The organism is Planococcus sp. TJ-301, from assembly GCF_058268475.1.
Window position 1 is genome coordinate 256070 of record NZ_JBZDOH010000003.1, and the last position, 21173, is coordinate 277242.

The 21173-nt window shown below is 46.6% G+C and carries 24 protein-coding genes and 1 pseudogene; 4 read left to right on the forward strand and 21 right to left on the reverse strand.

Annotation, left to right across the window (positions count from 1 at the left end; translation table 11 throughout):
* Positions 1-3: 3 nt before the first annotated feature.
* The 3 genes from AC4EHJ_RS14145 to AC4EHJ_RS14155 all read right to left on the reverse strand — a co-directional run bounded on the left by AC4EHJ_RS14145 (position 4) and on the right by AC4EHJ_RS14155 (position 2035).
* Positions 4-753, reverse strand: a complete 750-nt coding sequence (locus AC4EHJ_RS14145) for an ABC transporter permease (RefSeq protein ID WP_490976271.1) — start codon at positions 751-753, stop codon at positions 4-6.
* On the reverse strand, positions 750-1481 hold the full coding sequence (locus AC4EHJ_RS14150) for an ABC transporter ATP-binding protein (protein ID WP_490976272.1): 732 nt from the start codon (positions 1479-1481) through the stop codon (positions 750-752). Before AC4EHJ_RS14150 ends, AC4EHJ_RS14145 begins: the two co-directional genes overlap by 4 nt.
* A gap of 62 nt (positions 1482-1543) precedes the next feature.
* Positions 1544-2035 (reverse strand): ferritin, encoded by a 492-nt coding sequence (locus tag AC4EHJ_RS14155; protein WP_490976273.1) that lies wholly within the window; start codon positions 2033-2035, stop codon positions 1544-1546.
* A 265-nt stretch (positions 2036-2300) separates the two neighbouring features.
* Between AC4EHJ_RS14155 and AC4EHJ_RS14160 the strand changes: the two genes are divergently transcribed.
* From AC4EHJ_RS14160 to AC4EHJ_RS14170, 3 genes are read left to right on the forward strand one after another with little or no spacing between them, the layout of a single operon-like run.
* Complete coding sequence (locus AC4EHJ_RS14160) at positions 2301-3062, forward strand: GTP cyclohydrolase II (RefSeq protein WP_490976274.1); 762 nt, start codon at positions 2301-2303, stop codon at positions 3060-3062.
* Entirely contained in the window at positions 3049-4152 is a 1104-nt protein-coding gene (gene ribD, locus AC4EHJ_RS14165) for a bifunctional diaminohydroxyphosphoribosylaminopyrimidine deaminase/5-amino-6-(5-phosphoribosylamino)uracil reductase RibD (protein ID WP_490976275.1), read from the forward strand. Before AC4EHJ_RS14160 ends, ribD begins: the two co-directional genes overlap by 14 nt.
* On the forward strand, positions 4149-4724 hold the full coding sequence (locus AC4EHJ_RS14170; protein ID WP_490976276.1) for a 5' nucleotidase, NT5C type: 576 nt from the start codon (positions 4149-4151) through the stop codon (positions 4722-4724). Before ribD ends, AC4EHJ_RS14170 begins: the two co-directional genes overlap by 4 nt.
* 69 nt (positions 4725-4793) lie before the next feature.
* Here the strand turns inward: AC4EHJ_RS14170 and hxlA are convergent, their stop codons facing one another.
* The 17 genes and pseudogenes from hxlA to AC4EHJ_RS14255 all read right to left on the reverse strand — a co-directional run bounded on the left by hxlA (position 4794) and on the right by AC4EHJ_RS14255 (position 19888).
* On the reverse strand, positions 4794-5426 hold the full coding sequence (hxlA, locus tag AC4EHJ_RS14175) for a 3-hexulose-6-phosphate synthase (protein ID WP_490976277.1): 633 nt from the start codon (positions 5424-5426) through the stop codon (positions 4794-4796).
* A 50-nt stretch (positions 5427-5476) separates the two neighbouring features.
* Positions 5477-6313: an SDR family oxidoreductase gene (locus tag AC4EHJ_RS14180; protein ID WP_490976278.1), complete on the reverse strand. Its 837-nt coding sequence runs from the start codon at positions 6311-6313 to the stop codon at positions 5477-5479.
* A gap of 11 nt (positions 6314-6324) precedes the next feature.
* The gene (uxuA, locus tag AC4EHJ_RS14185) at positions 6325-7383 is read right to left on the reverse strand and encodes a mannonate dehydratase (protein ID WP_490976279.1); all 1059 of its coding nucleotides are present in this window, start codon (positions 7381-7383) and stop codon (positions 6325-6327) included.
* 13 nt (positions 7384-7396) lie between these two features.
* Positions 7397-8017 (reverse strand): bifunctional 2-keto-4-hydroxyglutarate aldolase/2-keto-3-deoxy-6-phosphogluconate aldolase, encoded by a 621-nt coding sequence (locus tag AC4EHJ_RS14190; protein WP_490976280.1) that lies wholly within the window; start codon positions 8015-8017, stop codon positions 7397-7399.
* 11 nt (positions 8018-8028) lie between these two features.
* The gene (locus tag AC4EHJ_RS14195) at positions 8029-9048 is read right to left on the reverse strand and encodes a zinc-binding alcohol dehydrogenase family protein (RefSeq protein ID WP_490976281.1); all 1020 of its coding nucleotides are present in this window, start codon (positions 9046-9048) and stop codon (positions 8029-8031) included.
* A gap of 11 nt (positions 9049-9059) precedes the next feature.
* Positions 9060-10331, reverse strand: a complete 1272-nt coding sequence (locus tag AC4EHJ_RS14200) for a TRAP transporter large permease (protein WP_490976282.1) — start codon at positions 10329-10331, stop codon at positions 9060-9062.
* Entirely contained in the window at positions 10331-10828 is a 498-nt protein-coding gene (locus AC4EHJ_RS14205) for a TRAP transporter small permease (RefSeq protein ID WP_490976283.1), read from the reverse strand. The genes AC4EHJ_RS14200 and AC4EHJ_RS14205 overlap by 1 nt, the downstream gene beginning before the upstream one ends.
* A 66-nt stretch (positions 10829-10894) precedes the next feature.
* Complete coding sequence (locus AC4EHJ_RS14210) at positions 10895-11899, reverse strand: TRAP transporter substrate-binding protein (RefSeq protein WP_490976284.1); 1005 nt, start codon at positions 11897-11899, stop codon at positions 10895-10897.
* Between the two features lie 35 nt (positions 11900-11934).
* Positions 11935-12959, reverse strand: a pseudogene (gene allD, locus AC4EHJ_RS14215) (ureidoglycolate dehydrogenase).
* A gap of 10 nt (positions 12960-12969) precedes the next feature.
* Complete coding sequence (gene hxlB, locus AC4EHJ_RS14220) at positions 12970-13515, reverse strand: 6-phospho-3-hexuloisomerase (RefSeq protein ID WP_490976285.1); 546 nt, start codon at positions 13513-13515, stop codon at positions 12970-12972.
* Between the two features lie 15 nt (positions 13516-13530).
* Positions 13531-14487 (reverse strand): sugar kinase, encoded by a 957-nt coding sequence (locus AC4EHJ_RS14225; RefSeq protein WP_490976286.1) that lies wholly within the window; start codon positions 14485-14487, stop codon positions 13531-13533.
* A gap of 22 nt (positions 14488-14509) precedes the next feature.
* A complete protein-coding gene (locus tag AC4EHJ_RS14230; protein ID WP_490976287.1) occupies positions 14510-15514 on the reverse strand; it encodes a LacI family DNA-binding transcriptional regulator in 1005 nt (334 codons plus the stop codon).
* Positions 15515-15854: 340 nt separating this feature from the next.
* Positions 15855-16220, reverse strand: coding sequence for a nuclear transport factor 2 family protein (locus tag AC4EHJ_RS14235; protein WP_490976288.1), 366 nt, complete (start codon positions 16218-16220; stop codon positions 15855-15857).
* A 114-nt stretch (positions 16221-16334) separates the two neighbouring features.
* Positions 16335-16634, reverse strand: a complete 300-nt coding sequence (locus AC4EHJ_RS14240) for a hypothetical protein (RefSeq protein ID WP_490976289.1) — start codon at positions 16632-16634, stop codon at positions 16335-16337.
* An 86-nt stretch (positions 16635-16720) separates the two neighbouring features.
* Positions 16721-17659 carry an NAD(P)/FAD-dependent oxidoreductase gene (locus AC4EHJ_RS14245; protein ID WP_490976290.1) on the reverse strand — a complete coding sequence of 313 codons (939 nt, stop codon included), beginning with the start codon at positions 17657-17659 and terminating at the stop codon, positions 16721-16723.
* 117 nt (positions 17660-17776) lie between these two features.
* Positions 17777-18886, reverse strand: a complete 1110-nt coding sequence (gene hisC, locus AC4EHJ_RS14250) for a histidinol-phosphate transaminase (RefSeq protein WP_490976291.1) — start codon at positions 18884-18886, stop codon at positions 17777-17779.
* A gap of 117 nt (positions 18887-19003) precedes the next feature.
* On the reverse strand, positions 19004-19888 hold the full coding sequence (locus AC4EHJ_RS14255) for a DMT family transporter (RefSeq protein WP_490976292.1): 885 nt from the start codon (positions 19886-19888) through the stop codon (positions 19004-19006).
* A gap of 148 nt (positions 19889-20036) precedes the next feature.
* On the opposite strand from AC4EHJ_RS14255, the gene AC4EHJ_RS14260 reads away from it, so the two are divergent.
* Positions 20037-20765 carry a SurA N-terminal domain-containing protein gene (locus AC4EHJ_RS14260; RefSeq protein WP_490976293.1) on the forward strand — a complete coding sequence of 243 codons (729 nt, stop codon included), beginning with the start codon at positions 20037-20039 and terminating at the stop codon, positions 20763-20765.
* Between the two features lie 50 nt (positions 20766-20815).
* Here AC4EHJ_RS14260 and AC4EHJ_RS14265 read toward each other — a convergent pair whose 3' ends face one another.
* A complete protein-coding gene (locus AC4EHJ_RS14265; RefSeq protein ID WP_490976294.1) occupies positions 20816-21094 on the reverse strand; it encodes a DUF6509 family protein in 279 nt (92 codons plus the stop codon).
* Between the last annotated feature and the right edge of the window lie 79 nt (positions 21095-21173).

The window sequence follows — 21173 nt, forward strand, 5'->3', positions numbered from 1 at the left end:
TGATCAGCTTTTTAAAATCTGCATTCGTTTATTGAATAATGTCGGATAAGACAGGAAACCAAGCATGATGCTTGTCACGGATGCGGTCGTCAACAATAAGAACATAATCAATAGCTGGAATTGGACGGCTTGAATCGGATCTGCCCCTGCAATGATTTGCCCGCTCATCATTCCGGGCAGCTGGACGAGCCCGACAGTCTTTTGGCTTTCAATCGTCGGGATCATGCTGGCTTTGATCGATCGGATCAACTGCCTGTGGATCGCCTGTTTCGGCGTTCCGCCAAGTGACAGGATTAATTCTGTCTGGTCTTGATGCGATTCCACTTCTGCCGTAAAGCGGTTAAGGAAGAGAATCGACAGCACCATCGAGTTCCCGATGACCATGCCGCTGATTGGGATAATGTACTGGGCCGTAGGCGGGGTAATATTAAAACCGATAAGGATTCCTTGCGTCAACACTTCCACAAACACTAGCGTAGCGGCAACCTTCAGCGTAATGCCTTGGATCGAAGCCCCTTTTTTCTGTGCATTATGGGTGGCTGCAACGATCATTAGCGTGACCATCAGAAAAACATAGATCAAGCTGCTAGAATCGAAGACAAATTTCAAGACATAGCCGACGGCCAGCAATTGAATGATTGAACGCACTGTGGCAACCATCGTATCTTTTTCCAAACCCAATTTAAAGGTTTTTGATAAGATCAGCGGGATCAGCACAAAAATCAGCGTTAAAGATAACGTGAAATAACTCATCTCGCTTCCCCCTTCACAAAACGTCTGACTTTTTCATTATGCGGGTCGTTCAATAATTCGCTTTCTCCGGTTTCAATGACTTCGCCGTCCATCATCACCCATGTGTAATCTCCGATTTCGAGTGCCTGTTGCAGGTTATGCGTGATCCATATGATGGTGGTGCCGTATTTATCATTTATTTTCACGATCAATTCCTCTATTTCCTTCAATGAAGTGCGGTCCAGCGATGAAGTGATTTCATCCAGCAGCAGCACCTTGGGTTTGTTGACAAGTGTTCTGGCAATCGACACTTTCTGGCGTTGTCCGCCCGATAAGTCTTTCACATTGCGGTTCAGCAAATCTTTTGCCAGCCCGACGTCTTCCAGCAACGCTTCCGCCTCCTCGACGGGCAATTTCTGGTTCTGCAAATCCAATGGCAAACTCAAATTATCGTAGACAGTGCCGCTGACCATCGGCGCACTTTGCAGCGCGATACCTACCAATCGCCGCAAATCTACTGGATTGTACTGGTTGACCGCTTCACCTTTAATGTACAGTTCGCCTTCGTCCGGTGATAACAGGCCATTGCATAGTTTCAGCAAAGTCGTCTTTCCGGCGCCAGAAGGCCCAACCAGCGTCGTTATTTTTCCTTCAGGAAATGATCCGGTTATCTCTTTTAAAATGTGGAAATCCCCAATGCTGAATCCGACATGATTAAAATGGACAGCCGGCTGGTAGTCGATTGTCATGCAAATCACTTCCTTTTCAAAATGAAGCGGCACACAAATTGATGTGTACCGCCGCGCTGCGCTTACAATTCCCGTTCAGCAAATTCGTCGTCCATTTTCAGGAAATACTCTCCGCCTTCTTCAATATGCTTCATGCGGATGATGATGTCCCGGAAGGTTTTTTCTTCCTCCATCTGTTCTTCGATGAACCAATCCAAAAACGATAGAGACGCGTGTTCTTGAAGTTCATTAGCAAGGGTGACGAGCGCGTAAATATTGCTGGTAACGTCTTTTTCCTGTGCAAGAGAACTTTCCAATACGTCCAGTGCGTCTTCGAAATGGTTTTTAGGTTCATGCAAGGCTTGAAGGACTGGCTTTTCATCCATCGCCGTTAAATAATGGTAAAATTTCATCGCATGTTGATGTTCTTCCTGTGATTGAACTAAATAGAAATTGGCGAATCCGTGGTACCCTTTTTTCGAAAAATAAGCCGCCATGGCCGTATATGCATGCGCCGCCTGTAATTCGTTATTGAATTGGTCATTTAAAGCCAAAGTCAATTTTGCTGGTAACATGATTAATTCCTCCTCTTCCTTATTTATAATCATTCTAATATAGATAATATAACACACCCCAATCCTCTCTGCCAAGCTAATGAGAATTTATTAAGTTAAATGAGAATTTTAATCATTTAAATTGTCTTTCTTCTTAATACTAACGATAATAATTATCATTTGAAGAAAAATAGAATAAAAACAACACTTATAACTTACTTTTAGTAAGTAGTTAGAGTATAATAACCGTTAGATGAAAAGAAACGTATGTAAAGGGGGAAATCCGATGACGGCGATGAAACTTGAACCGGCAGTATTTTCGGTATTAAAAGATAAAATCCAATTGATCAAAATGGACGGCGAAGCGATTTACTTGGTAGGCCCGATCCGCCTGCCTGTGAGCCTTAATGGAGCGACCGTGGAATTCCAGTGGTATAGCTGGCTAAAGCACGATGAAGTGACAGAGGATTATGGCAGTATCATTGAAAAATTATCTTCTTCGAACTTGGCTGAATATCAACAGTCGAGTGTGCTTGTCCACGGCGATTTTAAAAACAGCGAAGAGGCGCTAATACGCATGCATTCGATTTGCCACACCGGCGATATTTTCGGCAGTAAGCGCTGTGACTGCGGCTTCCAGCTGAAGCAATCGATGCAGCAAATCATCGACCACGGTTCGGGTGCCTTGTTCTACCTTGCTAACCACGAAGGGCGCGGCATCGGCCTGTTCAGCAAGGCGATGGCGTATGTCCTGCAGGAGAACGGCTACGATACAGTCGAAGCGAATGAAAGCTTGGGCTTTGTCGATGATTCCCGGAATTACGAAGACGCCATTGCCGTATTAAAGCAATTGCGCACGAAAGCTGTTACCTTGATGACTAATAACCCGAAAAAAGTATCTGCGCTTGAAAATTCCGATCTGGCGATTGCTGGAAGAGTGGCTCTTTGGGGTGACAAATCGGAATACAACGAGAAATACCTGCAGACAAAAATCAACCGCTCCGGGCATTTGGAAGAACTGGAGGACGAGGCACATGCCGCAAGATGATTTTTACATGGCGCTTGCCATCAACAATGCCAAGACAATGAAAGGCCAGACAGAACCGAATCCGCTCGTCGGATCGGTCATCGTCAACGGCGGCCGGGTTGTCGGAATCGGCGCTCATCTGAAAGCGGGTGAACCGCATGCCGAAATTCATGCGCTTCGCATGGCCGGGGATGCCGCATACGGCGGCACCATCTACGTCACCTTGGAACCTTGTTCACATCACGGCCGCACCGGGCCTTGCGCGGAAGCAATCGTAAACGCCGGCTTGAAAAAAGTCGTGATTGCTACGCTGGACCCGAATCCTTTGGTTTCAGGCAACGGCGTGGAGATACTCGAAAAAGCAGGAATCAAAGTAGTCGTCGGTGTATGCGAAGAAGAAGCGCGCCAGATGAATGAAGTTTTCAATCTCTTCATCACCGAAAAAAGGCCATTTGTCACATTAAAGGCTGCTTCGACCTTAGACGGCAAAATCGCTACCCGCTCGCTCGATTCAAAATGGATCACATCAGAAGAAGCTCGGCTGGATGTCCATCAGCTTCGGAGCGAAAACCAAGCGATCCTTGTCGGTGTCGGAACTGTCGTCGAAGATGATCCTGAACTGACGGCGCGCATACCGGATGGCCGCAACCCGCTCCGGATTGTCCTGGATTCGTCGCTGAGGATTTCCCTCGACTCGAAAATCATTACGGACGGACTTGCTGAGACATGGATTTTCAGTGCCCAAAAAGTCGATTCTGAGAAAAAAGCAGCATTGGAACAGCTTGGAATTTCCGTCTTTGAAACCAGCGGCGTGAAACAAGTCGACGTCCGCGATGTCGTCCGCATTCTGGGCGAAAAATCCATTTCTTCATTGTTTATTGAAGGCGGCGGTACAATCAACGCGGCATTTCTTGAAGCGGGCTTAGTGGACAAGACGGTCTTCTACTTTGCACCGAAGCTAATCGGCGGCAAACAGGCGCCTACTTTCATCGAAGGCATGGGCCATGATTTGATGAAAGACGCCGTTGAATTAGAACGCGGCGAATTTGTTAAAATCGGGAAAGACTTTAAGTTTACAGGCTATCCTGTCAAAAAGGGGCAGACATCATGAAATTCGGATTTGACATAGATGATACATTGATCAATTTACGGGGGTACGCTTTCGGAATTTACCAGGAAAAACTTGGCCAGAAAGTCCAGGCATCACATTTCCATCAGCTGGATCGGGTGGAAATCCACAGCCTCTTCGGTATGACCGATGAAGAAGGGCATCATATGTGGAATAGCGTGTTGGAGGAATTGTATTATACGGAATGTCCGATTTACCCGGGAGCGATTGAACTGCTTCAAAAACTGGAACGCCAAGGGCATGAAATCTTTTACTTGACTGCCCGCCCTGGAAAACATGCAGAACGCACAAAAGCTTGGATGAAACAGCAGGGCTTTCCAGTGGCAGACGCCCGTTTTTACTGCGGAATGAAAGATGCTGAAAAAGTGCACATCATTGAAGAGCTTGAACTCGATTATTATTTTGACGACAAGCCTGCGGTTGTTGAACATTTAACGCGCGAATCGCTGACGGTAGTGATGAAGGACCAGTCTTATAATCGCCACTTGGAACATCCGCGCATTAAAGAGTGGAATGAATTTGAACAATTGATTGAAAGCAAAACGAAATCGTAAAGCGTTCAAGAATCAATAAGACCAGCCGGAAGATTTTCCGGCTGGTCTTATTTTTTGAATGGCTCAACGTCATGTTGCAGAATCAACGATCTCCCGGATCAGTCGAGCCGCTTCTCTCGGATTCTCGCTGCCAGTGATGGCCCTGCCGACGATCGCTATTTCAACGGAACTGCTGAGTAGCTCCTTTACAGCATTTTTGTCCAATCCACCGGCTACAGCGATTCTGGCTAAAGGCACGTCGGACACCAGACCCAAAGACGCTGCTCCGGCAGCCCGCCCTTGTTTCTGGCTGTCTTTCCCGATGTGGACGCAAAACAAGTCGGCACCCAAATCCCTTAGCTTCTTCACTCTTGCAGGGTCTTGAATTTCCAATAAATCGATCATGACAGCTTTCCGGTACTGTTTGGCCGCTTCCAAAGCGCCGCGGACCGTTGCGTCACCGGAAAACCCCATGACGGTTACAATATCCGCTCCGGCGCTGAATGCTTGTATAGCTTCACTTTTTCCTGCATCGCAGGTTTTCATATCGGCAAGCAGCACTTTCTCCGGATATAAGTGCTTCATTTGCCGAACAATGTCCAGCCCATATTCTTTAATGACCCCTGTTCCAATTTCAATCAGATTAACAAATTCATAAGTTTCCCCGACCAGCCGAAAACATTCTTCTTTCGGCAAACGGTCCAGGGCAAGCTGGATTTTCATCTTTATCCTCCTTATAGAAAAAACCACATCCATAAGAATGTGGTTTTTTGTTATACTCCTGAATACGCCAGAAATCCACCATCTACAGGTACCGTAATGCCCGTAACGAATCCCGAGTAATTTTCATCAAGGAGCCAGAGCATGGTGCCCACCAACTCGACTGGTTTACCGAAGCGTTTCATTGGTGTACTGTTCATGATTTTCCCCGAACGCGGAGTCAGCGAGCCATCCGCATTCGTCAGCAAATCCTTATTTTGCGATGTCAGAAAAAATCCTGGCGCGATTGCATTGACCCGGAGATTCTGCTCAGCAAAGTGGACAGCCATCCACATCGTGAAATTATTAATGGCTGATTTCGCTGCACTGTAAGCTGGAACTTTTGTCATCGGTGAATACGCACTCATCGAAGAGATATTCAAAATCACTGGAGCTTCCTGCTTCAGCAGTTCCTTGCCGAATACTTGGCTCGCGAGGAAAGTGCCTGTGAAGTTGCTGGCAAATACACCGGAGAAACCGTCTTCCTGCAAATCGAAGAACGTCTTTCCTTGTGCATCTTCCTCGTGTATTTCTATATCCGTGATGGCATCTGGGTGGTTTCCACCAGCGCCGTTGATCAGGATGTCTATGCGGCCGAAGGCTTCTAGAATCTGTTCTTTCGCCTTCTCCAAAGAAGCGCGGTCGAGCACATCCGCAGCAACAGCAATCGCTTCGCCGCCACTGGCACGGATTTCCTCAGCGACAACTTGCCCTTTTTCAGCCGTCCGGTTCAAGACGGCGACTTTTACGCCTTGGGCTGCCAACTGGCGCGCCATTTCAGAACACAAGACTCCGCTGCCTCCTGTAATGACGGCTGTTCGCCCGTTGAGATTTTCATGAGAAGAAAACATAGCGTCCTCCTTTATTTTGATTGATGTGCATCCCATAACCCTAACAAATACATGATGCCTAGGGCACGGTCATAAAGCCCGTAGCCCGGCCGGCATTCTTCGTTCCAAATATGGCGTCCATGGTCAGGTCGTGCATAGCCAGTGTAGTTCTGGTCCGACAGCTGTTTGACAACGCCATTCAAGTCGATCGAGCCGTCTTGTGTATAGTGGGAAGTTTCGATGAAATCCCCGTTTTCGAATATTTTCACATTGCGCAGATGGGCAAAAGGCGAATGCTTCGCAAATTTCGAAGCCAAATCCACCATGTCGTTCTCGGGGTTTGCACCCATAGAACCCGTGCAGAACGTAATCCCATTTGACGGAGAATCCGAAATCGAAATCAGCCGTTCCCAGCTCCTCTCGCCGGTCATGATGCGTGGCAGCCCGAAGATCGACCATGGTGGATCATCCGGATGGATCGCCATTTGAATCCCGCTTGCTTCTGCTGTAGGCAGTATCGCTTTTAGGAAATACTCGAGATTTTCCCATAATTTTTCTTCATCCACGCCTTCATAGGCAGTAAACAATTCCTGGATCCGTGCCATTTTTTCCGGTTCCCAGCCTGGCAATGTCAGATCCGAGGCAGAAGCCACCGTTTCGATCAATTCGGCTGGATCTAAAGATTCGATCTTCTGCTTTTCCAAGAACAACGCTGTCGAACCGTCAGGCAGCGGATGGTAGAGAGATGTACGCGTCCAGTCGAAAATCGGCATGAAATTGTAGCAGATGACTTTCACTCCCGCTTCTCCCAGATTGCGGATCGTTTCTTTGTAGTTTTCGATAAAGCGGTCTCTCTCAGCGTCGCCGAGTTTGATGGATTCATGCACATTGACGCTTTCGACGACATCTGCGTGGAAGCCGAATGATTTGATGTACTCGATTTCGGATTGAATTTCTTCTTTGCTCCATACTTCTCCAGCGGGTTTATGGTGGAGTGCCCATACAATCCCTTTGGTTCCTGGAATTTGCTTGATCTGCTCTAATTGGACACTGTCATTGCCGCGTCCATACCAGCGGAACGTCATATTCATAGAAATCCTCCTTTTATGCTAATTTTCCGAGATAGTCTTTAACCAACTGAACCACTGCTTCTTTGCCGGAAGAACGGTAGGCTTTTGTCAAATCGCTGCCGATTCCGACAGCCACCGCCCCAGCATCAAGCCAGGCATTCATATTGTTGATATTGATGCCGCCAGTCGGCATAATCCGCACATTCGGCAATGGCCCGTTGACAGAGCCGATGAACGAAGGTTCAAACCCGTTGGCCGGGAACAGTTTCAAAATATCGCAACCTGCTTCTGAAGCTTGTACCATCTCTTTGATGGTCATGCACCCCGGAAGGTACGGTACATTATAGCGGTTGCATGTGGCGGCAATATCCGCATCGAAGTGTGGGCTGACGACGAATTTCGCACCGTGCAATAAAGCATGGCGTGCTGTTTCGGCGTCTAAAACAGTTCCGGCGCCGACAAGCGCTTGTGAATTGCTTAATTGTTCGAACACTTTGGCGACATTCGGCGTGGTGTAGGTCAATTCAACCGCCCGCAACCCTCCTGCAACTGCAGCTGTTGCAACTGCAATCGCTTCTTCTGCATCTTTCCCGCGGATCACTGCCACTACTTTCGAATCGAGCAATTGCTGATAAATCTCCATTTTCGGAATCATGTCACTGCTCCTCATTCAAAGACAATTAATGCTTTACGCACTTTGTCCGGATTGTTTTCAACGAAACTGAAAGCTTCCTGCACATCATCCAACGCAAATTTGTGAGTAATGAGGCCATCGGATTGAAGCGCTCCACTATTCAGCAAATCCACTATTTTGCCAAACTGGTTTGTTTGGAGCCTTGAACCGACAATCGTGATTTCCTTTTTCGTAATGGGCAATTGCGGAATAGAAGATGGCCGTTCATCAAAACCGAGAACGACTACATACCCTGCAGGGGAAACCAAGTCAATGCTTAACTCCACTGTTGCCGGCATGCCTACTGCATCAATGACCACATTCGGGCCTTCTCCATTCGTCAGCTCCAATATGCGGTCTTTTACAGACACTTTACCGGCGTTGATTACTTCGTCCGCTCCGCTTTTTTTAGCGAAAGCCATACGCTCTTCACTCAAATCAGTCATATAGACTTTAGCTCCGGCAATTTTTGCCAGCTTTAAAATACAAATGCCGATGGGTCCACAGCCTTGAATGAGTACAGTATCCTCCGCTTCGACATTTCCGCGCCAGACAGCCTGCGCGCCGATTGTATAGGGTTCAGCTAAAACGATTTCATCCCAACTTAAGTCTTTATTTACCGCATGGAGCTGTTTTTCCGGTAAAACTACATATTCGCGCATACCGCCGTCTTCGTGAACCCCGAAGACAGACAGTTTCTCACAGACATTCGGGCGGCCTTTACGGCAAGCATAGCACTCGCCGCAATAATTGATCGGTTCGACCACTACATGATCGCCCGGCTGAAGCCCTTTCACTGCACTGCCCACTTCCGCTACTTCGCCCGCCACTTCATGGCCGACGATGCGCGGGTATGTTGCCAAAGGATTGGTGCCGTGGTAAATATGCATATCCGAGCCGCAAATTCCGACACGTTTGATTTTTATTAAGACGTCGTCAGCTTTCTGGACCGTGGGACGTTCCTGTTCTATGATCCGTAATTCATGCGCTTTTGGTACTTGTACTGCTTTCATCATATAACCACCTATTCAAATAGACTTGGTAAGAACAATGTAATTTGTGGTACGAAGGCAACCAGCATCAAGACTATAAGACTTACACCAATGAATGGAACAAGCTCGCGCGCCGTCTTCCCGATAGAAACTTTTCCGATCTGCGAAGCGACAAAGAGACAAACGCCGACTGGCGGAGTTACAAGCCCGATGACCAAGTTCAACACCATCATAACCCCGAATTGGATTGGATCCATGCCAACTGTCAAAGCCACCGGAAGCAATACCGGGAACAAGATGACAAGCGCTGCAATCGTCTCCATGAACGTTCCGACAAACAATAACAGCAAATTGATCAACAAGATGACGATAATAGCATTTGTTGAAATGCCAAGGATGGATTCTGCCACCAATTGTGGAATTTGTTCACGCACCATAATCCAGCCGAATAAATTCGCGAATCCAACAAGAAGCATGATCGAAGCTGTTGCTGTCATCGAGGACAGCATGATTTCCGGAATTTTTTTGATCGGCAGCTCTTTATACACGAAAATGCCGATGACAAAAGCGTAAAGCACTGCAATAATGGAAGCTTCTGTCGGCGTAAAGAAGCCGCCTAAAATTCCGTATAGGATGATGACTGTCATCAGAAGTGCCCAAAAAGCGCCAACGAAACTTTTCCCAATCGCTTTTGCTGATTGGCGTTCACCTTTTGGATAGTTCCGTTTAACGGAAATGATATACGTTGGAATCATTAGCCCAAGACCTAGAAGAATTCCCGGGACCGCTCCTGCCAAAAACAAATCTCCAATTGATAACGAAGCAAGTGTTCCGACAATAATCATCGGCAAAGAAGGCGGGATAATCGGTCCTACAGTAGATGAAGAAGCAGTAACCGCTGCGGAAAACCCAGCGCCGTACCCTTCTTTTTTCATCGCTGGGATTAATATCGATCCGATGCTTGCTGTATCAGCTAAAGCCGTTCCTGAAATCCCTGCAAAACCCATGGAAGCTCCGACGTTTGCGAGCCCTAATCCTCCGCGGATATGGCCAAACAAATCGTTGGCAAATTTAATGATGCGTTCGGTGATACCGCCTGCATTCATCAAGTTCCCCGCCAGGATGAAACCTGGGATACAAAGAAGAACAAATGAATTCAAACCGCCGAACATTCGTTGTGGTATGATATTGAGCGGAATTTCGGCAAGGAAAAGGTAAAGCAACGATGCAAGCCCCAAGCTAAACGCAACTGGAACCCCTAAAAAGATAAGTACTATAAACGATACAAATAACAGAGTAGCCATTAGTAATCATCGCCTCCGTAGTTCTGGCTGTAATCTTGCTTGTTTTTCACCAGATCGATAATTTTTAACACTGCATAGAACACTAAAAATACAGACATAATTAGCAACGATGCATGGATTACCGACATTTGGAATGGCATAGTTGCCGACCGCTGGTTTTGCCCAAGCATCGTGAAACTGTATCCCTCTTTCACCATGATTAAGCTTAATAGGATAATCGTTAAATAAATCGCCACTTCATAATACCTTCGAAAGTTATCCGACATTTTATTAAGAATCATATCCACATTGATGAATTCGTTTCGCATTAAAGCCAACGGTGCACCAAAAGCAATGCCGTATAGGAATAAATAACGCGTCAACTCTTCTGTCCAAATAAATGAAAATGGAGCGAAACGCGAAATGATTTGAACAGTAACAATTATGATGACCCCCGCGAAGCTGGCTATTGTTAAAAAAGCGAGCGTTCCATCGATTAATTTTCGAAACATCGACATCCGATTCATCCTTCCCTAATGGAAAGGCACATTTAGCCAGATGGCCAAAAGTGCCTTATGCCCATGTTATTCTGCAGCTAGGATCTGTTCGTACAACTCCAATTGTTCAGGTGTTAAAGAAGATTCAACCGCAGGTGTCATCGCTTCACGGAACGCATCTTGGTCAACATCTACGAACTCCATACCTGCATCCACCAATTCCTGCTCAATTGTGGAAATTTCAGATTCATACAATTCCTCGCCCAAAGCCTGCGCTTCTGTAGCGGCATCTTGTACGACTTGTTTCAAGTCATCAGAAAGTGCATTGTATTGCTCGTTGCCCACCAGAATGTAAATCCATGAATATACATGCTCTGTGCGATTCACGTAATCCTGAACTTCCGCCAATCCACCGCTTTGGATCAAGTCAACTGGGTTTTCCTGTCCGTCGATTACCCCTTGCTGCAAGCCAGTGAATACTTCATTAAAGTCCATTACCTGCGGAGACGCGCCTGCTGCTTGCCAAACATCCAAGAACAATGGAACGTTTGGTACCCGCATGCTGAATCCTTTTAAGTCTTCTGGAGTTTTGATCGGTTCACTTGAAGTTAAGTTCCGCGGCGCACGTGTGTGGTAGTAAAGCGCCGTCAAGCCTGCTTCATCGCTGATTTCTTGTTTGATCTGCTCTCCGATTTCACCTTCTACAACAGTTTGGACGTGTTCAAGATCCCGGAATGCATAAGGCACAGCCATCAAAGCCGCATTCGGTGCCCAATTTTGCAAGGTTTCACCTGAAATTACCATATCGGCAGTTCCTGCTTGAATCGAGTTGATCGTATCTGTTTCTCCGCCCAATGAGTTGTTCGGATAAATCGTGATTTCCATCTGCCCATCGGAATTTTCTTCTACTAGTTCTTCGAATTTCTGTGCAGTTTTGTGCCAGATGTGGTTTTCATCTGCCAAGTGACCAAATCTCCATTCAATTGTTTCGCCTGAAGCTGATTCGCCTCCGCCTTCGCTTGCATTATCTGAACTGCATGCACCCAAAACTAAAACCGATGCGCAAATTCCTGTTAACCATTTTTTCTTCATGTTATTCTCCCCTTTGAATGTAATATTTTGTTTTATCATTTCTTGGAAGCCGGAGCCTTCAAGTAATCATACGTTGTCGCAGCAATACTGATGCCTTCGGCCAAATTCCGTTCTTCGTTCTTCTGTTCGATTTCTCCAGGCACCAGAACTCCAGAAAACCCTTCTGCCGCCGGAACTTCCCGGACTTCTTTCATCATTCGATCCATTTGCTCCAAAAAATGGTCTGGGTCAGTGAAAAAGGACGGGTTGATGGCACAGAAATAATGCCCCAGCTTTCTTTTTTTATCCAGATCCCCATACATTTGGTTGATGTGAGGGCCGAAAGCCATACCGGCCAGCAAGCCGGAGAAGATATCAACAATCATGGCTAATCCATAGCCTTTGGGCCCGCCGAATGGCGAAAGGGAAATCACTTTGGAAGGATCCGCCACACTTTCCCCGTCTCATCGACGCCCCATCCTTCGGGGATGCTTTTACCTTCTTCTTTATGCTGCAAGATTTTGCCTAAAGCGACAGTCGATGTTGCCATATCCAGGATGAACGGCTTTTCGGTTTTTGCCGGGACGCCGTAAGCGATCGGGTTGGTGCCGAGAAACGCCTCTTTTCCGCCGAAAGGAACCATGATTTTGTCGGTATGTGTCATGGCAATACCGATCAGGCCATGCTGCGCCGCTTCCTGGACAAAATAACTGAGCGCTCCGCAATGGCTGCTGTTCATCGCAGTGACCATGCCAACTCCGTTCTCCTTGGCCATTTCGATTGCATGCCCCATGGCGACATCGCCTACCAAGTGGCCGAATCCGTCATCCCCATCTACTACGCCAGTGACAGGGCCCGTCGCTTTAAACGAAATTGCCGGATCCGGCTTGATGCCCCCGGCTTGTAGGCGGCTCACGTAATGCTCAGTTCGGAGCGCTCCGTGGGAATTGACCCCTCTTAGATCGGCATGGATCAGAACTTCAGCTATTTTAGCAGCGTGTGCTTGCTGTACGCCCGCAGAAACTAATTTGCTTTGGATAAGTTCTTCAACTTCTTGATGGGGAACCGTTACAGTCGCCATTCTGTCCCTCCTACTCTAGGTTTGTGTGGTTCTTGATGACATTGTCATTTGCAAGGCCCGCATAAGGGCCGTCGATGATTGCAGCATCGAGTACCAAATGGACCGCTTGGTCGAATTGATTGCCTAAGGGTTGGATGGTAGAAGGTTCTTCTGCTCTCCGCTGTTTGGTGGCAGCAGGTATTAAGAGTCCACTGCTGCACCAATCCTCTTGCATTTTCATTTTAGTTGCCGTAACCAGTGCGATATGGGCGCCTTGTTTCAATGCGCTTTGGCAAAGGCCGTTCAGGTGAGCGGAACTGCCAGATCCTGAAATGAGCAGAAGCACGTCCTCTTTTTGAATCGATGGCGTAATGGTTTCACCCACAACGTAGACGGTTTTGCCGCAATGCATCAGTCTCATCGCAATCGCTTTCCCGATCAATCCCGAACGCCCTTCACCGAAAATGAAAAAACGGGAATCCCTCGAGAGCAATTGAACCAAAGAAGCATATTGCGTTGCATCGATCCCTTTCAGAACTTGCTCCATTTCATCCAGAACCGTAAAAGGTGTTTTCATCGCCCAAGCCCTCCCTTACCGTTCGACGGCTTTTTTATTGGCTACAAAATTTTGTACATCCTCTAAATAAGGCAATCCTTCGTTGTCTCCGGAAACCGTCGTCACAAGTGCTCCGACCCCATTGGCGAATTGCAGCAGCGCTGTTGTATCCAACCCTTTTAAAACCCCATAAATGTAGCCCGCATCAAAACCGTCTCCCGCTCCAACTGTGTCCACCGGATTGACTGAAAATCCTGAAGCGGTAATCCAATTGCCGTCCCGGTAAAGCAAGGAACCATTCTCGCCATTTTTAATGACTAAATCTTTTATGTTAAAAATTTCGCTATAGTGTGCCAAGTCTTCGAGCGACTCTTTTCCGGAGATCATCTGTATTTCATCAAGGCCTGTCAGGAGGATATCGATATCCGGGAATATCACTTCATAAGCGGTACGGGCTTCTTCAATGCTCCAGAGTTTCAGACGGATGTTCGGGTCGAACGCTATCAGAATGCCTTTTCGTTTAGCGATCTCAATCACTTTTTTAGCTACTGAAAGATGCTGCTTGTTGATGGCCAAGTAGACGCCTGTCAGGTGGACTGCCTGTATGCCTTCAAAAAGTTCTTCTGTGATGTCTTCAGGTGTAATGGCAGTAACTGGCGATGGCTCCCGGTAGTAATACGTCTTTCCGGCTCCGCCTTCATGGATTTCTTTAAAGTTCAACGAAGTCGGTATGCCTTCGACAAATTCCACCGCTGTCACATCCACTCCCTCGCCGCGTGCAAAATTGAAGATCACTTTTCCGAAATCATCTTTGCCTAAGCGGCTGATCCATCTGCTCTTAAGGCCTAACCGGGCACAGCCGATTGCAAAATTCAGTTCCGCCCCTCCGACTTTCCGTTCAAAATGAGTGACATACCTCAATGGCCCGGTTGATGTGGGGTTCATCGTAATCATGGCATCTCCTATTGTTAATACTCCAAATTCACTAGACACTTTGCTACACTCCTTACTTGCTTTAAATGGATTCTCTTTCAACTAAAATCGGAGAATACCGCCGTTCTTCATATTCCTTTTCAAACACTTTGCTCTCAATAAGCTTTAAAAGCGTCTCTGCCGCATCCTTGCCGATTTCAAATGTCGGCTGTTTGATGACAGTTATCGGAGTGGCAACAATCTCCAAGAACGGTGAATCATCTATTGTCACAATGCCCACATCTTCTGGAATCGACAACTGATTCTTTTTCACAAATTTCAGCAGTTCAATCAATGCCAAATCATTTGTTGCAAAAAAGGCTTCCGGCCGGTCTTTCGAATTCCATACTTCTTGCAATTTTTCACCAATTTGATTGCGCTCTTCAGCGATAATCCAATCCTCTCTAAGAATAAGGCCGAGTTCTTTAACCGTTTTCTTAAACCCACTGATGCGTTCCACTCGTGGCGTCACTTTACTAGCAATCGAAGTAGAAACGAGGCCGATTTTTTTATAGCCTTTCTTTACAATTTGCGAAACCGCTATCTGTGAAGCGCTTTCATTGTCTAGGAGAAGCATCGGGAAAATTGGCTGGTTGATCTTTCTGTCCACAAAAACGATTGGAAAACCCGCTTTTTTCAGCTGCTCGTATAAATCGTCGTTGCCGTTTGTCGGAAAAATAATTAGTCCATCGACTTGCTTAGCTATTAGCATATCGATATAGGCTCTTTCTTTTTTTGGCTGATCATCTGCATTGCATACAAATAAATGAAAGCCGCTTTTTTCGCAAAAATCTTCAATGGCTCGAATGATTTCAGTAGAAAATGTGTGAAGAATATTTGCTACAATAACACCGATTGTGCCGGACTTTTTCTGTTTCAAACTTTTTGCTGCATAATTCGGAATGTAATCCAGCTCTTTAATAGCTTGTTCGACCCGCAATTTTGTTGGTGCTGCCATAAACTCAAATCGGTTATTTATATACTGGGACACAGTGCTCTTTGAGACTCCGGCTTTTTCAGCCACATCTTGCATCGTTATTTTTTTCACCAGTTCACCTCGCTACTAAACCGGTTTAGTAAATCGGTTTAGTGAAAGTATAAATGAAAGCCCTTCCAAAATCAACCCCCTTATTCAGAAAATTTAAAGTTTATAAACAACCCCTTTTCCCACAGCTTGCACCTGGGTTCAGCGCAATGAAAAAGCTACAAAACTTTTTTCTTCTTAGTGAATTAGCTGATCACTCACCGTAGTCATGTGGGACTAATCTTTTACCTGCCATGTGGAGTTGCCGCGCATCAAACATTGGGATAAGTTGGAGTCCATCCTTGCCGAAAGCCGAAACTGAAGAAAAAAATCCCTCGCCTGATTTCTTTCAGGCGAGGGATTTTCAAATTTTATCTTCCTCGCTTAAGCCACTGCTGCCAAAAGCATCATCAAGTGTATCGTAGCGCGCTATTTCGCATACTTTATTGTTTTTTACCTCCATATAGGTATAGATGACCACTTCTCCCCGTTTGTCATCCCACGTGCCTACCTGCTCATAAATTACTTTGTCCTTTTTTGCGTAACGGTTTTGGGTCGCCAAGTGGATGTGAGAGTTTTCCACCCATTGCTTAAGCGTATCATGCCCGACTACGCTGCCTGCTGGGCCGATCATTTCTATATTGTGGTCGGAAACCGCCAATACGCCGGCGACATCTTTGGCATTCACCCGTTCAATCCATTGGTCAGCCGTTTCAATGATGTTCTCCATGCCTTGTCTCCTCCATCTCATTTTCCGATACTATTTTCTGAATTTTAACACAAATTTGTGTTTTTAGCAGTAAAATATTGAGCCAAAACAAAAAGCCCAAAATTTCTTCAGGCTTCAATAATAACTGTTCTTCAATTTTTTAAAGGTTTTTATGAAATGATCCGGATCTTCATGAACCCTATAAGTAATGACCCCTCTATGCGTATGCAGATACAGCAAATTGGCATCTTGCGAAAACGATTTATAAGAAACATCCCAGACGTTCAGCAACTTGAAAACGGATGCTGAAGCGACCACTTCATCTTCAAATAATTGAAGACTGTATTCATTCTGGACAATTCGCATTTCGCCAGCTTCGATGAATCGTTCCGTATCGATGTAAACGATCGATGACAATACCCCTGCTTGAGACATGCTAAGCCGCCTCCCCGGTTGCTCTTTTTATAAAGTTTATCGCACCCTTTACGCAATGCGCAATCAAGTCGGGCCGGCAAACTGGATTACTCATCGTCTTCTTCAGGGAAATCGGTGTCGAAGTATTCATTTGTCAGATCTCCATTTATACCGATTGCTGCGGCGCTTCCTTCCCCTGCCGCAATGATGAGCTGTGACGGGACAATCAATGACGCATCACCCGCGGAATAGACGTTCCAAACGTTGGTACGGCCATAACCGTCCGTCAGAATGCCGCCGTGGGCATTCAATCTGCAGCCGAGCTTTTTGGCAAAAGGAGTTGCATGGCTCCAGTGCGGCGTGACAAATCCGCCGCTTCGGTCAATTAAGGTGCCGTCTTCAAGGCGGACGCTGCGCAACTGTCCATCTTCCCCTTCAAGGCCGTTGATGGCTTCTTCGTATACAAGGATCCCTTTTGCTTCCAGCTTATCGCGGTCTTCCAATTCCAGCCGCCCTACCCCATCCGTGAAAACCACCAAATCCTTGCTCCACGTAAAGACTTTCTTCGCCAATTCAAATACATTCCTATCCGCTATGACCGCAAGAGGCCCGTCCCGAAGCTCCCAGCCGTCGCAATAAGGGCAACTGAACAAGCTGGTGCCATAATAATTTTCAATATCGGGTATATTGGGCAGCTCTTCTTTCAGCCCCGTTGCGAGCAGAACTTTGATGCTGTGATAGACTTCCCCTTTTGCTGACGTCAATACATAATGGGTGTCTGTCACATGTTCGATATCGGCAATCCGGTCTTTCTTTAGCTCGACACAATCATATTTGGCTATTTCTTCATATGCCAGCTGTTTAAATTCCGATGGCTGGATGCCGTCCCGGGTGATAAATCCATGGGACGCCCGGGTCACCAGGTTGCGGCCGTGATTGTCATCGAAAATCAATGTCTTCCTCCTCGATCTTCCAAGCACCAAAGCGGCGTTTAAGCCTGCGGGCCCGCCTCCAATTATTACACAATCGTATCGCATGTCAGCCATCCTCCATAACTTGCTTTATCCTATAAATTTTCCCGGTTTCGGCTGCTGATAAACAAAATGGACCGACGCCAGGCATAAAAAAAGCGCTGAATCCAAAAGGGATTCAGCGCCGCTATTTTATGCCTGTTTGGCCAATAAGCCATTCAATACTTCAATGAAGAATCTGTTTTCTTCCGGTGTACCGACCGAAACACGGATAAATTCAGGCAAGCCCCACGTTTTGCCGTAGCGGACAATGACACCTTGCGCCATGAGGGCTTTATATATTTCCTCGCCGTTCGGGCCGACTTCCACCAAAACGAAGTTCGCTTCGCTTTCCGTATACTTCAGACCCAGTTCTTTAAACGTTTTATAAAAGAGCTCGCGCCCTGCTTTATTAGCTTCACGGGACGCGTTCACGTGTTCCGTATCCGTAATTGCAGCTGTAGCGGCTGTTTGCGCTAAAGCATTGACGTTAAACGGCTCTTTCACTTTCAGGACCGATTGGATGATTTCTTCCGGCGCGATGCCGAAGCCCACGCGCAGTCCCGCAATGCCGTAAATTTTCGAGAAAGTCTGCAGTACGATGACTGGGTAGCCGGCTTTGGCGAATTCAACGCCTTCTGTGTATTCCGGCACATCAGCAAAGTGGCTGTAAGCCCCATCAATAACAACTAAGATATCATTCACTGCGTCGAGCACTTTTTCAATATCCGCTTTGGCCATGATTGTGCCAGTCGGATTGTTCGGCGTACAGATATAAATGATTTTGGTTTTATTCGTAACGGCAGCCAAAATGGCATCAACGTCAAACTCAAAGTTCTCCGCGAATGGCACCGGCACCACTTTTGCCCCCATGATGTGCGCGCCGAAATCGTATTCACTGAATGAAGGCGACGGCACGATGATTTCGTCCCCTTGTTCCAAGAATGCTTCCGAAACGAGCGTGATCAATTCGTCCGCACCGTTTGTCGGGATGATTTGCGACGTTGTTACACCGTATTGCTCGGCGATGGCTGTTTTTAAAGCCGTTGCATCAGCATCGGGGTAGCGGTTCAATTCCGCCAAACTCTTTTTGATGGCTTCTACTGCCTTCGGAGATGGGCCTAGCGGATTTTCATTTGATGCCAATTTGATGACGCGGTCCAAGCCCAATTCTTTCTGTACTTCCCAAATTGGTTTACCCGGTGAATAAGGCTGGATTGTATCCAAAGTTTTACGCGGTAAGATGTTTTTTCTGATTTCCATATGAGCGCCTCCCGATGATGGTTTCCATTGTTTGAATGTTTATTTAAATACAATTATAACTATACCAGTCATTGGGCATTTGCGGCACCTGAAATTACCTGCATTCCATTCAGCAGGCTACGGCAGCCCTTGCCTGCGGGGGCGCTTATTGACCAAGTAGATGCTGAGAATGATTAAACAAAGCCCCAATGCCAGTGTATTGGTAACTTCTTCATCCATAAACACAGCACCAGCCAGCACGGCAATAAGCGGCACCAAAAATGTGAAGGCCGCTACTTTGCTGGCCTCGCCATTATTCATCAAGTGAAAATAGATGACAAAGGCAATCGGCACTCCCAATGTCGCACCGAACCCAAGGCCGATGAAATAAGGCAGGTTCCAGATGATATCAGAACCCTCCTCAAAAAAGCTTCCTACAGCGAGCAGCACTGCACCGCCAATCAGAAATTGCATTGACACCATCCACATCGAATCAACCCGTTTGCCCACCTTTTTCACATATATGACGCCCAGCGCCCAACTGAGCGCCGCCGACAGCGCCATGATTATGCCGACCACTGAAATGGCGCCTGTTAAGCTGTCCGCGCTAATTGCCAATATGCCGAAAAAGCCGACCAGAAGTCCCGAGAATTTCAAAATGGTCATGTTTTCGCCCAGCCACAGCCAAGCAAAAACACCAATCAGGACTGGCTGGCAGTAGACCACGACCGAAAATAGTCCACCTGGCAAGTATTCCAGCCCTGCGGTTTGCAATCCGTAGAAGAGCACCGCATTGAACAATGCTGAAATGCAATATGCCGGCCAATTTTCCCGCCACCTTATGCGTTTCCATGCAGGCAGCAAGACAATAGCCAAAAGCAGCCCGCCTAAAAACGAGCGTGCTCCAGCAAATAAAATCGGCGGGGTGTAGTCGAGCGCCATTTTGTAAATCGACCAGCTGAAGCCCCAAATGAGCACCAGAAAAACCAATAAAGCGGTGGCACGGGTGAAGTATCTACTCAATTCACTATCCCCAATCAACTGTTTTCTAGCGCTGCTTCCATTATACAGAATTGGCCGTTCCTCTTGGCGGCAGTACCGAACTATTTGTAACCTGCTGTTAAATATGGTTAACTGTAACGAGACAAAGTGAAGAGGAGTTTTTCCTAATATGATCAAGAAAATGAAATTCGTATTTGCGCCCCTGCTGCTAGCAGCCGTGCTTGGCGCATGTTCAGATAATGAAGAAACTGCACCGAAAGAAGATACAGCAAAAGCCACAGAAGAACAGGCTGCTGCTGAGCAGAAGACAGAGCTTGAACTGCCGGCCGAAGAAGATGTAGTGGTTGTAGTTAACGACGAAGAAGTATTGGGCAATGTCTATAATAGCGTGGCGCGCCAATTAGAAACTTCAATGGCCACGCAAGGCACAGACATGAAAGAAGAAGAAAATGCCACAATGGTGAAAGACCAAGCGATCGATGTCATTGTTGGCAATAAACTGATTTTGCAGGATGCCGCCGATAAAGGGCATAAAGCAGATGATGCTGTAGTAAAAGAACGCCTTGAAGAGCTTAAGGGACAGTTTGAAAGCGAAGATGCCATGAATAAGGCACTTAAAGAAAGCGGTTATACGCTCGAAGACATTGAAAAGCAGCTCAGCGAACAGATTACGTATGAAGCATATGTTGCCAAAGAATTGAAAACCGAAGAAATCACGGATGAGGAATTGACAGCGGCTTACGACCAATTCAAATCGACATCAGAAGAGGAAGCTCCGCCTTTCGAAGAAATGGAGCCAATGATCCGCCAGTCGCTTGAACAGGAAAAATCTCAGGAAGCTGTTGCGAAACGCATTGATGAATTGAAAAAAGATGCAAAAATTGACGTGAAAATCTAATGATCAAGCCCCCCGGCCAAATTGGCCGGGGGGCTTTTTATTGTGTTTTTTTATAGTTTTTCCTGGCAGAACGCGAGGACTTCTTGCTCTTCGTCTTCTTCAAGTCCGAATTCCAAAATTTCTTTGGAAAGTTTATCCACAAAATTATAATGCGCGATTCGAGCGCCATTGTCGTCAACTGCTAAGATCACACGCAGCTCAAGGCCGCCAGCCGTGTAAAGCTCGTCATCTTCATCAACTTCAACATCCACCAAAAATTCATAACGGCTCCCTACCATGATGCCGGTCGGGTCTTGTATTGCGTGAAAACTAAAATTTGCAAAATCCATTGTAACACCTCCATTCCCTTATTTTAGCCTGTCTGCAGTTTTTTGGATAGCGTAAGCCGAAAAAAATGGGAAGGCGCAT